This window comes from Rhizobium moroccans (genome assembly GCF_057559155.1).
Window position 1 is genome coordinate 145,629 of the sequence record NZ_JBHFJG010000039.1, and the last position, 15,092, is coordinate 160,720.

Here is a 15,092-nt window from a genome sequence, read left to right on the forward strand (position 1 = left end):
ATCATCAACCGTGCGGCCACCACAGCAGACAAGGACCGGCTAAGATCCCTGCAGAAAAGGTGAGGGCACTGCCGCCGAAGCCATCAAAGAAGCCGGCTCGAGATTGCCGGAAGTCCTGCTCTGGGCCGCTTCCCTCCATATGATCGCAGCGGTCGTCCGGTTGCTGACCTGCAGTTTCGCGAAGATACGCGTCATGTGATGCTTAACGGTTTTCTCATGGAGATCGAGCTGGCGTGCGATTTGTTTGTTGCTCAAACCGATCGCGACGAGATCCAGGACCTCCCGCTCGCGCGATGTCAGTTCTTCCAATTGCTCGGCCTGGCTGCTCTCGTTCGAGGCTGTGCCGGTATCCGCCAGGATCTTGGCCGAAAGGCTTGGCGAAACATAGCTTTCTCCGCCGGCGATCGAACGCAGGACATCGGCCAGATCCCTTGAGCCGACGCCCTTCGGCACATAGCCCTTGGCGCCGCTCTGCAGGGCGCGCCGGATATCCTCGCCGGTCTCCGATACCGTCAGCATGACGATTTTCTGATCGGGGCATTCGTCGAGGATCGGGGCGAGGGCATCCAGCCCGCCTCCCGGCATTGAAATATCCATGAGCAGGATATCAGGCCGTTGCGTGACGGCGATCACCACCGCGTCGTCGCCCGTGCTGCCTTCCGCAACGATCTCGAACCCGAGTTCCGACAAGCTGCGCGAAACACCTTCCCTGAACAGCGGGTGATCGTCGACGACAGCTATACGCAGGTTTCTCGTCATGCTTGCTCCGTTTCACAGATATTCAAGGACATCGTCACCGTCGTTCCGCGTTTCGATGAGTTGATCTCGAATCGGCCACCAAGACTTTCGACGCGTTCACGCAAACCGGCAAGACCCAGGCTCGCCGGTTTGACCTGAGCGGGGTCGAAGCCCGGCCCGGTGTCGATGACTTCGACAACAACGCAATTGTCCTCCAAACGTTGCACCACCCGTTGACCGATGCCGCCTGCATGGCGCCAGCCATTGTTGAGCGCTTCCTGCACGAAGCGATAGATACAGATCTTGGCTGCGTGGGAGATATCCTGCGGCAGATCGGTGAGAGACAGTTGCACCTCGGTCCCGGTTCGGTCGCGATGCGCCTGAACGACTCTCTCCAGCATCTTGGCCAATCCTGTCGATTCGATGTCCGGCAGGATAAGCCCGGCGCAGATGTTGCGGATTTCCCGCATCGCCTCGTTCAGGCTGCCCTTGATCGAGGCAATCTCGCGCTCACGTCTATCGACGGGCGTCTGCGGATCCAGCACCGCCTCGCTATCCAGCCGCAGGGAGGCGTAAGCCACCAGCTGGGCCGGGCCATCATGGAGGTCGGCGCCGACCCGGCGTAGAAAACGTTCGTTCAATGCCGCGGTCCGCTGGGACGCCCTTTGCACCCGGGTATTGAGCGCCTGGTTCTGGGCCAAGAGAGCGGAAAGCTCGTTGACGCGATCGTTCAGCATGTGCCGCTGCTTTTCGATCGTGCGGCTACCGCCAAGAACGATGAAGGAAAGGGCGAGGAAAAATGCGAAAGTCGCCGCTGCCACGGCAAGCCAGCTATGCAGCCTGGCGTTTCGCAGGCTCCGCTCGAAGTCGTTCGCGACTTCGTAGAATTCTATGACGGCGACCACTTCGCCCGACCAGGGCTGGAGCACGGGATTGTAGATTGCCAGGAGCGGCAGGTCTCTCGCCTGCTCGGGAATGTCGGCGGTATTGTCGATCTGATCGAATTCGGCGACCATTTGTCCCGAAAGAGCCGTGCGCAGGTCTTCACCCGGCTCGAAACGCTTCCCCGTCAGGCTTTTGTCTTTCGAATAGAGTATCGTCCCGTCTTTCCGCCAGAGCTTGAACGATAAAAGGCGTGTTCCCAGCGTGCCTTGCGTCAACGTCTCGTCCAGCGCCCGCGCTACCGATTCATCCAGCGTCTCGGTGGTCGTCATGTCCGGAAGGATGGGCGCTATCACGCTGTCGACGTAGAGCGCTGTCGACGCCGCCGAATTCCGGGTTACCGCCTGCTCGATCAGATCCGAAACGAATGCGCCGATCAGCAGCATCGCCGCAACGGCTACCAGTCCGCCCGTGAACAGGAACTGCCTAGCCAGTGACTGGGAGCGCCAGTACGCAAGTAGTCTGTCTAGCCGCACAAGATGTATCGCCACGTTTCAGTTCAGCGCTCATACCTATGTCATGGGCAGCGCCCGTCAATGGCCGAGCGGCGGCAAAGCCGCGCTGGTGCCGGACTGGCCCGCGTGAGCATATGCTCACGCTTGGAGGTAAATGTCACATGGCGGTTATGAGCTCTCCTTAGAACGGGGACAGGCGCAGGCTTGCGACGCCTGTTGTTTCCAGCGGCCTTCCCACAGTGTCAGAGGATTTGTTCAGATGATCCGTTTCCGTAAAAGCACGTTAGCTGCCGTTTCCATGTTTGCCGTCATGGCCATGCCGGCATGGGCGCAGGCCAAGACCTCCATCGAGTGGTGGTATGCCAATGGCGGCCGCATCGAGGAGGGTATCCAAAAGATCATCGCCGACTTCAACAAAAGTCAGGACGATTATGAGGTGGTCGGCATTCGAAAGGGCAATTACGAGGAAACCTTCGCGGCCATGATCGCCGCATATCGCGTCGGGAAACATCCGACGATCATACAATCGAGCGAACGCACCTTCCTCACGATGATCGATTCCAACGCTATCGTCCCCGTCAGCGAATTGATGACGAAATACGACTATTCGATCGATTGGGACAATTTCGTCAAACCTGTCGCTGATTATTATCTTGAAGGCGACAGGCCCGCGGCCATGCCGTTCAACTCCTCGACGGCGATCTTCTGGTACAATGCGGATCACTTCAAGGCGGCCGGCTTCGATGCTCCCGGCGAAACTTGGGACGAGGTCGAAAAGCAACTCTATGCCATCAAGGATCAGGGTGTCGCCAAATGCGGCATGGTGCTGGACAGCGATTTCTACTGGAGCCTGATCGAGGGCTATGCATCGATTAACGACTATCCGTTCGGCACCAAGGGCAACGGCTTCGAAGGGCTCGACACCGAATACGTCTACAACAAGACGCCTGTGGTAAAGCAGGTCGAACGGCTGAAGCGCTGGATCGACGACGGCATCATCCAGCTTGCCGGGCAGGGTCTTTCGCCGAAGCAGCTCTATACCTCCGGCACCTGCTCGACGATCGTGACCTCCACAGCGGCCCATGCCGAGGTGGAGACCAATGCAAAGTTCGACTGGTCGGCGACCTACATGCCGCATGAGACCGACGTCTCGCCGCGCAATAGCAATATCGGCGGGGCAGCGCTCTGGGTGCTCAAGGGCAAGTCCGAAGCCGAAAGCGCGGCGGCAGCAGCCTTCCTCAACCATGTCGCCAAGCCGGAGACGCAGGCCTATTGGGCCGAGTGGACGGGCTATGTGCCGGTGACGAACGCTGCTTACGAAAAGATGAAATCGGATGGCTTCTTCGAGAAGCATCCGACCCGTGAAATCGCCATCCTTCAGCTCACCCGTGGCGAGCCGACGGTCAATTCCCGCGGCTTCCGCTTCGGCAACAGCAACCAGAGCTCGGCCATTCTGGTCGAGGAACTGCAGGCGGTGTGGACCGGCAAGAAGACGCCCCAGGAAGCCCTCGACTCCGCCATCGCGCGCGGCAACCAGGTTCTCCGCCAATACGAGGCTCTCAATGGCGGCAACTGATCTAGGCATGGTGGAGGAGGGGCGGTCCCGCTCCTCCTTTCCCGCTCGGCGGGGTGCCGTCCGCAAATGGCTGGCGCCCAGCGAAAGCGGCCTGAAGCGCGCTCACTTTCGAGGAGCGGGGCTGGCCGCAGCGCTGATTTCGCCTCAGCTCATCATTCTGCTGTTCTTCTTCTTCGTGCCCTCCTGGAAGGCGCTCTCGCTCGCTTTCGTGCAGATCGATCCGTTTGGCGGCAAGGCGATGTTCGTCGGCATGCAGAACTTCATCGAGCTTTTCACAAACGAAACCTATCGTTACAGCGCCTGGCTGACATTCTGGTTCACGCTCGCACAGAACGTCCTGACGTTGGTGATCGCCGGCGCGCTCGCTTTCGCGACCGACCATGTCATTCGCGGCCGCTACGGCTATCGTACCGTCATTCTGCTGCCCTATGCCATCGCGCCGGTCGTATCCGGCACCATTTGGGCATTCCTGTTCAATCCGTCCGTCGGCCCGATCGCGACCTGGCTGCAGAGCATGGGCTATCCCTGGGATCCGAACCTCAGGACGACGGATGCCGTCATTCTCATCACGCTGGCCTCGGTATGGAAGCACGTCTGCTACGACTACATCTTCCTGACCGCGGCCATGCTGGCAGTTCCGCAATCCTTGCGGGAGGCCGCCGCCATCGATGGCGCCAGACCATGGCGGCGTTTCGCCACCGTTTCGGTACCGCTGATCATGCCGACGGTCTTCTATCTCTTCATCATGAACTTCGTTTATGGGTTGTTCGAGACCTTCGGCATCATCGACTCGGTCACACGCGGAGGCCCTGCCGGATCGACCACCACGCTCGTCTACAAGGTTTACCAGGATGGCTTCGTCAACCTGAACCTCGGCTCGTCGGCGGCCCAATCCATCGTTCTCATGGTGCTCGCCATCCTCTTCACCGTCCTGCAGTTCCGGGCAATCGAGCGCAAGGTCAACTACGAGGTCTGAGCATGGTCGAGCGAAATCCGCTGCTTTCCGTCATCTGCCATCTGATACTCATCCTCGGAGCGCTGATGGTGGGCCTGCCGCTCTACTTCACCTTCGTCGCCGGCTCGCTGACGCCCGCCGAAATGCATCAGGTTCCGTTTCCATTACTGCCAGGCGATCATTTTACCGAGAACCTGTCCATCGCGTGGGAGAAGGGCGATTTCACCAGGGTCTTCCTGAATTCGCTCTTCGTCACCCTGGGCATCGTCTTCGGGAAAATCTCCATTTCGATCATCGCGGCCTTCGCGATCACCTATTTCCGTTTTCCCTTCCGGATGACCGCCTTCTGGCTGATCTTCATTTCCCTGATGCTGCCGGTCGAAGTGCGCATCATTCCAACCTACGAGGCGGTGGCGGATGCGGCCGGGCCGCTTCGCTGGCTGCTCAATGCGCTCGGTATAGGTCCGGCCCTTCAATGGCTGGCTGGGATCAGCATCGACGCGGCCATGAACTGGAGCCTCGTGAACACCTATTCCGGCCTGATCTTTCCGATCATCGCATCAGCGACGGCCGTCTTCCTGTTCCGCCAGTTCTTCCTGACCGTGCCGGATGAGCTTTGCGAAGCAGCCAAGCTGGACAATACCGGCCCGCTCAAATTCCTGTTCACGATCCTGTTGCCGCTTTCCGTGCCGAACATGGCCGCGCTCGCCATCATCCTCTTCATCGGCGGCTGGAACCAGTACCTCTGGCCGCTGCTGTTCACGACGGAAAAGGAAATGGGAACGGTCATCGTCGCGCTCAAGAACTTTGTTCCCGTCGGCGATTCCGAAGGCGGTTGGGAAGTGGCGATGGCCGCTTCCCTGCTGGTCATGCTGCCGCCGACGCTGGTCATTCTCTTCCTACAACGCTGGTTCGCCAAGGGACTGGTCGACGCCAGCAAATAATTCCACCCAAGACATGCAGGTATGACATGACGAAAATCGTAGGACATCGTGGCGCCAGAAACCTCTGGGCCGAGAATTCCATGGAGGGCTTCCGTCGGACGCTTGAACTGGGCGTCGATGCGATCGAGTTCGACGTGCATCTCACCGATGCGGGCGAGCTGGTCGTAATCCACGATGCGACGCTCGACCGGACAACCGAAGCAACGGGCTCCGTCAGGGCACTGTCTCCGAAGGATCGGTCGGCCATCCGCCTCAAGGGTTCGCCTGAGGGCATCCCGACACTGGACGAAGTGCTGGCGCTCTTCGCATCCTCGCATCCCGTCGACCTGCATGTGGAACTGAAGGCGGACGCGCACAGCGTTCCCTATCCGGGGCTGGAGGCTCTTGCCGCAGAGGCAATCCGGCGTCATGGCCTGACCGGCCGAAGCCTGCTGACCAGTTTCAATTTCGACGTGCTTGCCGAGTGCCGGCGCGTGGCGCCGGATATCGGCCGTCTATGCTCGATCGATGCGAGGTCCGCGGAAGCCCTGGGCGTCCAGGCAACGGTCAGAAGGGCGGCGGCGCTGGTCGAGATCGTCGCCGTGGAGAAGACAGTGCTCGCGACCGCCTTCGAGGAAATCAACGCCATCATTCCCCGAACGCGCTTGTGCGCCTGGGTGTTGAACGACCGCGAGGGGCTCGAGACCTGGCTTGCGCACGGTGTCGGCTGGATCACCAGCGACGATCCGGCCGCGTCATTGTCGGTTCGGGCGGAGGCGCTCGATGCCATCCATTAACCGCCGCACGGCGCTCGGTGGGGGATTGGCTTCAGTTGCGGTGTTGAAGCTTTCTCCGGCAAAAGGCGCCAGGCAGGTTCAGCCGGAATTTTCCCTGGGCGTGGCCTCCGGTTGCCCACGCCCGGAAAGCATCGTCCTGTGGACTCGACTTGTCTTTCCCGAAACTCCGGCAGACCCGTTCTCCTTTACTCCTTTAGAGCAGCAAGAATACGCCCCTTGCGAGGTGGAGTGGACCCTTGCACGGGATGCGGCGCTGACGGACGTGGTGCAGCGCGGGACCACTGTCGCATCGGCGGATTTCGGCCACTCCGTCCACGTGGAAATTGATCGACTCACGCCGGCGACCACCTATTACTACGGCTTTTCCTGTAATGGAGCGGCAAGCAGGATCGGAAGGACGAAAACCGCTCCGACCGCCAATGCCGAGACGCGTGTGCGTTTCGCATTCGCCTCCTGTCAGCACTTCGAGCAAGGTTTCTATGCAGCCTACCGCGACATGGCCGCTCGTGAGATCGATTTCGTGCTCCATCTGGGCGACTACATCTACGAAGGTGGCTCCAGAAGCGGCAAGGTTCGCTCTCACGAAGCGGGTATCCCGACGACGCTGGACGAGTATCGAGCCCGTTATAAGACATACAAATCGGATGCCGATCTCCAGGCCGCACATGCGGCTTTTCCCTGGCTTGTCATCTGGGATGACCATGAAGTGGTCGACAACTATCATTCGACGTCGGCTCCCACCGCTACGAACGAGCCACATTTTCTGACACGGCGGCAGGCCGCCTATCAGGCTTGGTACGAGCATATGCCAGTGCCACCGCATCTCGCGCCGGATTTCCGGAACCTGCGCATCCACGATCATTTCGCCTTCGGATCGATGCTGGACCTGTTACTTCTGGACGCTCGCCAATATCGCTCCCATGTCGCGGCTAATCTCGCCGAAGCTGCACAACCCCAACGGACGATGTTCGGATCCGAACAGGAGAAATGGCTCGAGGAGCGGCTCAGCCAGGCGCATGCGAAGTGGACCCTGCTAGCCCAGCCGACACTGCTTTCCGAGCGGGTAGGAGGATACAGCCGCGAAAAGGATATTCTGGATGGGTGGGACGGTTATCAGGTTGCGCGCAGGCGATTGATGACCATGATCGACAAGGCTGCTTTGCGCAATGTGGTTCTGCTCGGCGGGGACCTTCACTCCTATTATGCCGCACAGATCCCAGAGATGTTCGATATGCCGGCCGCAAAACCGCTGGCGACAGAATTCGTCGTCGGCTCCATCACCTCGAACGGTCCTTCTCAGGCAGCCCTAGACAAGGCGCTTAGCGCCAATCCGCGTCTCCGCTTCGGCAGGGGCGGAGCCCACGGCTATGCCCTCGCTACGCTGACGCAAGATCGCTGCATCGTGGAATTCGTCGCCGTGTCAGACAAGAACGATCCGGAGGCGACGATCGAGGTCTTCGCAACTTTCACGATCAAGGACGGCATTTCCGCCATAGAGATTTCAAAGTGAACAACGGGCTCATGAATAGCATTGATCTTCTTATTTTCGACTGCGACGGTGTCCTCATCGATAGCGAACCGCTTGCGGCGCGCACCCTGGCACAGGCCGTAACGCGAGGCGGGCTACCCATGACAGCCTACGACGTCCTTGTCGAGTTTACCGGCAAGTCCGAGCCTGAAATACGTGCGATTCTCGAAGCGAGGGGCTTGGGAAACACTGAAGCCGTCTTTTCGACCTGGCATGCGGAGATATTCTCGGCCTTCAGACGCGAACTGAAGGTCATGCCCGGCATGGCGGAGGTACTGCGGACGCTCGATGTCGCCAAATGCGTCGCCTCGAACAGTTCCGTGACGCGGCTGAAGGCCAGCCTCGGACTTCTAGACATATGGGACGACTTCGCGCCTCACGTGTACAGCGCGGAAATGGTGGCTGCCCCGAAGCCGGCGCCCGATCTCGTTCAACTGTGCCTCTCGAAGATGGGCGTTGCGGACACGAATAGCCTTCTCATCGACGATAGTCCGGCCGGCATCGCCGCTGCTCGGACGGCAGGCGTAAGGGCGATCGGCTTTGTCGCGCCTGGCGATCCTCGGCCGGGCAGGCGCAAACTCCTGCTGGAGGCCGGGGCGCAGGCAGTGGCTTTCGGTGCCGTTGAGCTGCACAAGTTGCTCGGCGAATTCGCCCACGAGCGCCAACCGATTCAGACCTCGCTCGGAGGGCTTGGAAATTGACCAGTATCGCGCGATCCAGCGCACGTCGCGCATCGAGGTCACGCCTCCGGCTTGGATGCCGGGATGAAGAGGGGAGGGATCACCATGGTCGTCAAAAGGGATGTTAACAGCAGCCGTCTCGACTTCACGGCGAAGGCAGGCTGGCTCTACTATATCGCCGGCAATAGCCAGGACGAGATCGCTCATAAGCTGGGCGTCTCGCGTCAGACGGCGCAGCGGCTTGTATCCCGCGCCGTTTCACAGGGATTGATCAAGATCCGGCTCGACCATGCTGTCGGCGATTGCATGGAACTGGGCGCCAGACTTGGTGCAAGATATGGGCTCAAGTTCGTGGAGGTCATCCCGTCCGACCCCCAGGTGCAGACCGCAACCGCGGGATTGGCACAGGCGGCGGCAGCCGAGATCGAACGCCGGCTGGCATCGGAAAAGCCTCTCGTCATCGCGATCGGAACCGGCCATACGCTCAAGGCGGCGATTGAGGAGATGGTGCCGTTGGATGCCCCGCATCACAAGATCGTATCGCTGACCGGCAATATCACCCGCGAGGGTTCCGTCTGGTTCTATAACGTCGTCTTCAAGATGGCCGATCTCATCACCGCCAAGTGTTTTCCGATGCCGGTACCCGTCATCGCCTCTTCCCGACAGGAGCGGGCGACGCTTCACAGCCAGCCGGGCATTCGTCAGACGCTGGGGCTTGCGGCCAGGGCCGACGTTGCCTTCGTCGGCGTCGGTGACGTAGGGCCTCAAGCAGCGCTCTTCATAGATGGCTTCATCGCCAAGGATGAGCTGGCGTTGCTGCAGAGTGCCGGGGCCGTCGGGGAGATCGTCGGCTGGACATTCGACAAAGACGGAAGGCTCATCAAAGGCATCACAAACGATCGGGTCGCCAGCGCGCCCATACCCTCATGCGACAGGACGCTGGTCATCGGTGTCGCCAAGGGCGAGAGAAAGCTTGCGGCTCTTTATGGCGCCTTAAGGGGGCGTTTGATCAATGGCCTGATAACCGACGCGCTGACGGCCGAAAACCTGCTGGCATGATGGAAGCTAGAGGATTAATCGCTCCGCCCATGCCTTCCTGGCCTTGAAATAGTCTCGCGAACACGGCTACCCGCTTTCAAGGGTGCACTGCCCTCCCGACCATTCGAACGACGCACGATCGCCGTCAACTCGGTTGACAACGGTCAATTTCTTCGCGAATGTATTCTACATGGATACGACATATTCAAATAGAATACAAGAGGAAAGCGGAGTCCGCCCCCTCTCCACCGTTTTGAAGACGATGGCGGTGCTCGACGTGCTGGCGGCAAGCCCACGGGGGATGAAGCTGCCGGAGGTGGCCTCGGCCATGCAGCTCTCCCGGCCGACCGCTTATCAACGGCTGCTGACGCTCATCGAGGCGGGATGGGTCGAACAGGACAAGGAGATGCGCTACCGTCTCTCCATGCACGCCTGCCGTATCGCGGCCTCGGCCCTGGAGCAGGCCGATCTCGGCACGCGTGTCCAGCCGATCATCGAGATGCTGGTGCAGCGGGTGAAGGAGACGGCTTCATTGGCGGTGCTCGACCGCGGGCTTCCCTGCATCGTATCGCGTGTCGAATCCGAGAGCGTGCTGCGCGCCGAACAGAAGATCGGCACGACGATGTCGCTCGAAGGCTCGGCTTCAGGCCGCGTACTGACCGCGTTCGCCGACGAGATGACGCTCGGCAAGCTGAAAGAGAGCGGTGAACCGCTCGCTTCCGAAGACATCCTGACGGCGACGCAGGCCGACGGCTATGCCGTTTCCAGCGGCTATACCAAAAGCGGCGTGATCGCGATCGCCGCGCCGATCTTCGATCTCAACGGCAAGTGCACCGCGACCCTTTCGCTCGTCATGCCGGAGTTCCGGTTCGACATAGAGACGTTCCGCGAGCCGCTGCTGGAAGCGGCCAAGACCATCACCAAAATGCAGCAGGGAGAACGTTGACGGTCATGACCGCGACTTCCGAACAGGCGGCGATGCCGCTTCCAAGACCCGGACACGAGGTGATGAAGACCTCCCGGCTCGCCGCCATCCAGCCGAGCCGGTTGAGCATCACCCGGGCACTCATGAACAAGATGATCCGCGAGCGCTGGGACATTTCCAACCTGCTCTTCGATGTGGACGCCAATGCCGAGGGTACGGTGGTCTATTCCATCAAGACGCCCGGACAGGAGTTCTCCTTCATCGGCTTTTCGCGTCCGCCGAGCTCGACGGCCCGCACCGGCCGCATCATAGGTCAGGCCTGGGACATGATGGGCGCCCTGATCGAAGGAGCGGCCACGGAGGCCGACGTCGAGACTGCGCGGCGGGAGATCCCAAAGCTCTATATGGGGCGCGCAACCCCCGGAACACTGATCTGGTGCCGGTCGAACCGCTCCATGCGGGTCTTCAATCAAACACTCGAAGCGCTTGCCGAAGGGCGGCAGCCCGAGGTCGCCGACCTTGCCAAGGTCTGCTACCTGATGCGCAATACCGGACTCGACGGCAACGGCACGTTCGGCACGCGCTCTTTTCCTTCGCTCGGTGCCGGCCATGCGCTCGGCGGGGTTCTGCAGGCTCAGCTTCTCACCGCCTATCTCATGCGGGAATTCTCCTGCGACCTCGTCGAGAATCTTGCCGCCAAGAAATCCGACAAAGCGGTCAAACTCGATCCGAAACTCCGCCGCTATATCGGTGTAGGCAACGGTTCGGCGCTGGGTCTCATCTTCTTCGTGCATAAGCACCCGAAGCTGATCAGTGCGCTTCTCAGTGCCCGCGAGACGGCGATCGCAAAGGCCAGAGGGCTGAAGCTTGCCGCAGGCGATGGGCGGGTTTCCCGCCTCATCGCGCTCCTGCGACAGGCGATCGTCTTCCGCAAACAGGACCAGATGCTCTACGAGACATTCACATCCAGCGACCAGATTGCCGGCGATCTCGAACAGGTGGTCACCGCCCTCGAAGAATTCCAGGCGAACGGCACGGTCAACGGCCGCGCGGCCGACCAACCGCTCGACATTCTGGCCTGCGAATTCGACGGCGACCTTTCACCCGAGGCCTACGAAACATTCCTTTCCCTGATGATCGAGCTCGTGCCGGAAGACGCCGACCGGCTTATCGAGGCGATATCAGGAGCCGACGAACTCAACGTCTCTCCCGCCGAGACCGTGGAGCACGTCTCCCGCCTTCTGCGCGAGGAATACCAGTGGGCGCTCGAGACGGACATGTCCGGTCCGGAAGCCTATAAATATGTGTGGTACAAGTCGGAAACTGCCGAGGAGCCGAGGCGCGGTGCCCGCGAGGAGGTGCCCGATGCGCTCGATCTCGGCTTCGATGCATGCGGTGAAATACAGGCGCTTGCCGCTGATCTCGGCGGGGCTGAAAGCTCGCTCACTATTGCACGCTTTCTCATGAGGCATCCCGAGCACCGCTACATCGTCGCGCGCATCCAGAGCCTGCGCGGGCACGGCTATCACACGCCGCTCGCCAACATCAACGCCGAGCAATTCGTGCCGATCGATCTGGTGCGGCTGATGAATGTCGGCATCCACGGCATCGACAAGACCCGCGACTTCCTCAGCCGTAACCTGCGTGGGGTGCTCTATCACGGGGCTCCGACGCCCGACGATCTTCGCGCCGGCTATACCGGCACCTGGTACTACCCGTCGGAGCCTGTCCTATGACTTCTTCATCGACCCAGACCACGATGCGCGTCATGCCCCGCGAGATGCGGATGATGTCCGAGCGCATCTTTTCGCTCACCAGCTTGCCCAAGGGCTTCTTTCTCGTCGTCGGTGATTTCCCGATGTATTCGCAGAAGCTTGGGCTCGGCGGTTTTCGGCTGTTCGAGGAACGCTTCGAAAGCTTCGGCTCGGCCGATCCGTCCCGTATTTCGATTACCTCGGAGGAGGGGGCACGGATCGTGCTTGCTGGCGCCGGGCAGCATGCCTGGTTCGTGCTTCCGGCAGTGATCGATCTCCTCGGAGAACTCGTTCAGAAGTTCGATGCGGCGGAGCTGACCGTCAATGATGCCGTCGACCCGGCCGAACTTGCGGTTGCTGCAAGTCTCGGGGGGCGCACGGGCCTCGCGATCACCGTTTCCGGCAATGTACTGAACGCAGTGGCTGCACCGGTTACCGGGGACGTCCGGCAGGACGATCCTCTGCTTTGGGCGTTGTTCGAGGGCGGAGTGGAGGTCGAAGCCGATCTCTGGTGGCGCATCTACCATCTGGCCAAGAAGGCGCTTGCGACCGACAGCGTCGTTTCCCGCCGCCATGCCGGGCCGATGATCATCACCGAGGATGGCACGGTTATCGGTCGCAAGGACAATGACGACGAAACGGATGTGAGCTTCCTTGCATCCAAGCTCTCCGAACGCGAAAGGGAAGGCGCCAAGGCATGATCATCGACGGGTTGCAATGTGGACATTTCGATCGCGGCGCCTTTGAAACCCTGCTCAAGGGAACGGTTGGCGGCGTCGTAAACACCTGTGGTTTCTGGGAAGGCACGGTGGAATCCCTCGATTCGATCGGCCGCTGGCGGGACCTGGTGCGCGAGAACTCAGACATTGCCGAAATCGCGTTGACGGCAAGCGACATCACCCGCATTTCCAATACGGGCAGGCTCGCCATCATCATGGGTTTCCAGAACAGCAATCTGTTCGAGGGCCGGATCCGCTTCGTCGAAATGTTCGCCGAACTCGGCGTGCGCGTCGTGCAGCTCACCTACAACAACCAGAACGAACTCGGCGGTTCCTGCTACGAAGCGGAGGATTCCGGCCTTGCCCGCTTCGGCAAGGAAGTGGTGCGCGAGATGAACGCGGCCGGCATTCTGGTCGATTGCAGCCATGTGGGCGATCGCACGACGCTGGACGCGATCAAGGTTTCCGAAAAGCCGATCGCCGTGACCCATGCCAATGCCCAGTCGCTATTTTTCCATAAGCGCAACAAGTCGGACGACGTCATTCGGGCGCTGAAGGATACCGGTGGCGTGATCGGCTGCGCCGCCTATCGCAACATCACTGGCGACGAATTCTGCGCCTCGATCGAGGCTTGGTGCACAATGGTCGCTCGTACCGTCGATATCGCCGGTATCGATTCCGTCGCGATCGGCACGGATAAGAGCCATAATTTTACCGCGCCCGACTATGCCTGGATGCGCAAAGGCCGCTGGACCCGCGGAGAAGACTACGGCGCAAGCGCCGCCGGCAAGCCGCTCAAGGCTGCGCCGCCGGAATGGTTCCAGAAAGTCGAGGACATCCGGGTAATCCCCGACGGTCTCCGTACAGTGGGATTCTCGGAAGAAGAGGTAGCGAAGATAACCCACAAGAACTGGCTTCGGCTCTATGAGGCCACTTTCAGAAAAGCATAGGAGGAGAACAGACATGCCTGCAAGGAAGGCTTTCCTCATGCCGGATCGGCGCACGTTTCTGAAGACGGCGGGTGCGGCCGTGAGTGCTTCGCTCGCCGCACCCTATATCGCGCGCGGCCAGGAAAACGTACTCTACGTCAACACCTGGGGCGGACCTTGGGAAGAGGCGGCCAAGGCGCATCTGATCGACCCATTCACCGCAGAGACCGGAATTCAGGTGAAGACCGTTTCTCCGGTCTCCTTTGCCAAGCTCGCCCAGCAGGTGAACACCGGCATCTACGAGTTCGACGTGACGACGCTCGGTGCCGGCGAACTCGTGCGCGCCAACGACGCGGGCATCATCGAGGAGCTGGAAGCCCCTTATGAGGGCGGCCTGTTCGAGAACGGCATCGCTTCGCACGCGTTTGCCACGGTGCTTGCCTGGCGTTCCGACAAATACAAGGAGGCGCCGAAGACCTGGGCGGACTTCTGGAACATGCAGAAGTTTCCCGGTGGGCGTTCGCTGCAACGCTATGCCGCCCGTGTTCTGCCGATCGCGCTTCTCGCCGACGGTGTCGCCGTGAAGGACCTCTATCCGCTTGACGTCGACCGGGCCTTCGCCTCGCTCGACAAGATCAAGCCTCACATCCGGGTCTGGTGGACGGCCGGAGCCCAATCGACCCAGATCCTGCGCGACGGCGAAGTCGACATGATCGGCATCTGGCACGGCCGCTTTTTCGAGGCGGAAAAGGCAAGAGCACCGGTCGCCATGACCTGGGACCAGGGTGAAATCGATCGCTCCTACTGGGTGGTGGCCAAGGACACGCCGAATCTCGAGAACGCCAAGAAATTCGTCCAATTCGCAACCAGCGCCAAGCCGCTGGCCGGGTTCTGCAAGGCGGCCGACTATGGGCCACTGAACCCCGCTTCCGGTGAATTCGTCACCGCGGAGGAAGCCAAGCGCATGCCCACGTCGCCGGAGAACTATTCCCGGACCTTCGAGCAGGACATGGCGAACTTTGGCGCCGATCCGGCAGAGATTGCCGAGCGCTTCGAAGAATGGATCGCGAGCTGATCCGCTCTTCAAGATCGCCTGCATCATCCATTTAAAAGCATCGCGCGGATCACCGCGC

The 15,092-nt window shown here is 60.6% G+C and carries 14 protein-coding genes; 12 read left to right on the forward strand and 2 right to left on the reverse strand.

Annotated features, from left to right (window positions below; translation table 11 throughout):
* Nucleotides 1-39: 39 nt before the first annotated feature.
* Both ACE04I_RS18400 and ACE04I_RS18405 read right to left on the reverse strand, forming a co-directional pair.
* Nucleotides 40-759: a response regulator gene (locus ACE04I_RS18400; protein WP_082118270.1), complete on the reverse strand. Its 720-nt coding sequence runs from the start codon at nucleotides 757-759 to the stop codon at nucleotides 40-42.
* Nucleotides 756-2,171 (reverse strand): sensor histidine kinase, encoded by a 1,416-nt coding sequence (locus tag ACE04I_RS18405; protein ID WP_245282051.1) that lies wholly within the window; start codon nucleotides 2,169-2,171, stop codon nucleotides 756-758. Before ACE04I_RS18405 ends, ACE04I_RS18400 begins: the two co-directional genes overlap by 4 nt.
* A gap of 262 nt (nucleotides 2,172-2,433) precedes the next feature.
* Here ACE04I_RS18405 and ACE04I_RS18410 point away from each other — a divergent pair, with 262 nt between their 5' ends.
* The 12 genes from ACE04I_RS18410 (at nucleotide 2,434) to ACE04I_RS18465 (ending at nucleotide 15,034) form a co-directional block, all read left to right on the forward strand.
* Nucleotides 2,434-3,711, forward strand: a complete 1,278-nt coding sequence (locus ACE04I_RS18410; RefSeq protein ID WP_487207501.1) for an extracellular solute-binding protein — start codon at nucleotides 2,434-2,436, stop codon at nucleotides 3,709-3,711.
* Nucleotides 3,698-4,687 (forward strand): ABC transporter permease subunit, encoded by a 990-nt coding sequence (locus ACE04I_RS18415; RefSeq protein WP_487207436.1) that lies wholly within the window; start codon nucleotides 3,698-3,700, stop codon nucleotides 4,685-4,687. The genes ACE04I_RS18410 and ACE04I_RS18415 overlap by 14 nt, the downstream gene beginning before the upstream one ends.
* 2 nt (nucleotides 4,688-4,689) lie before the next feature.
* Entirely contained in the window at nucleotides 4,690-5,610 is a 921-nt protein-coding gene (locus ACE04I_RS18420; protein WP_487207437.1) for an ABC transporter permease subunit, read from the forward strand.
* 26 nt (nucleotides 5,611-5,636) lie between these two features.
* Nucleotides 5,637-6,386, forward strand: coding sequence for a glycerophosphodiester phosphodiesterase family protein (locus ACE04I_RS18425; protein ID WP_487207438.1), 750 nt, complete (start codon nucleotides 5,637-5,639; stop codon nucleotides 6,384-6,386).
* Nucleotides 6,373-7,896 carry an alkaline phosphatase D family protein gene (locus ACE04I_RS18430; protein ID WP_487207439.1) on the forward strand — a complete coding sequence of 508 codons (1,524 nt, stop codon included), beginning with the start codon at nucleotides 6,373-6,375 and terminating at the stop codon, nucleotides 7,894-7,896. Before ACE04I_RS18425 ends, ACE04I_RS18430 begins: the two co-directional genes overlap by 14 nt.
* Before the next feature lie 11 nt (nucleotides 7,897-7,907).
* Nucleotides 7,908-8,615, forward strand: a complete 708-nt coding sequence (locus ACE04I_RS18435; RefSeq protein WP_487207440.1) for an HAD family hydrolase — start codon at nucleotides 7,908-7,910, stop codon at nucleotides 8,613-8,615.
* Between the two features lie 84 nt (nucleotides 8,616-8,699).
* A complete protein-coding gene (locus ACE04I_RS18440) occupies nucleotides 8,700-9,653 on the forward strand; it encodes a sugar-binding transcriptional regulator (RefSeq protein ID WP_487207441.1) in 954 nt (317 codons plus the stop codon).
* 169 nt (nucleotides 9,654-9,822) lie between these two features.
* A complete protein-coding gene (locus tag ACE04I_RS18445) occupies nucleotides 9,823-10,578 on the forward strand; it encodes an IclR family transcriptional regulator (protein ID WP_487207442.1) in 756 nt (251 codons plus the stop codon).
* Between the two features lie 5 nt (nucleotides 10,579-10,583).
* The gene (locus ACE04I_RS18450; RefSeq protein ID WP_487207443.1) at nucleotides 10,584-12,293 is read left to right on the forward strand and encodes a hypothetical protein; all 1,710 of its coding nucleotides are present in this window, start codon (nucleotides 10,584-10,586) and stop codon (nucleotides 12,291-12,293) included.
* Nucleotides 12,290-13,012, forward strand: coding sequence for a hypothetical protein (locus ACE04I_RS18455; RefSeq protein ID WP_487207444.1), 723 nt, complete (start codon nucleotides 12,290-12,292; stop codon nucleotides 13,010-13,012). Before ACE04I_RS18450 ends, ACE04I_RS18455 begins: the two co-directional genes overlap by 4 nt.
* Nucleotides 13,009-13,980 (forward strand): membrane dipeptidase, encoded by a 972-nt coding sequence (locus ACE04I_RS18460; RefSeq protein ID WP_487207445.1) that lies wholly within the window; start codon nucleotides 13,009-13,011, stop codon nucleotides 13,978-13,980. Before ACE04I_RS18455 ends, ACE04I_RS18460 begins: the two co-directional genes overlap by 4 nt.
* A 13-nt stretch (nucleotides 13,981-13,993) precedes the next feature.
* A complete protein-coding gene (locus tag ACE04I_RS18465) occupies nucleotides 13,994-15,034 on the forward strand; it encodes an ABC transporter substrate-binding protein (RefSeq protein WP_487207446.1) in 1,041 nt (346 codons plus the stop codon).
* The last annotated feature ends 58 nt before the right edge of the window (nucleotides 15,035-15,092 follow it).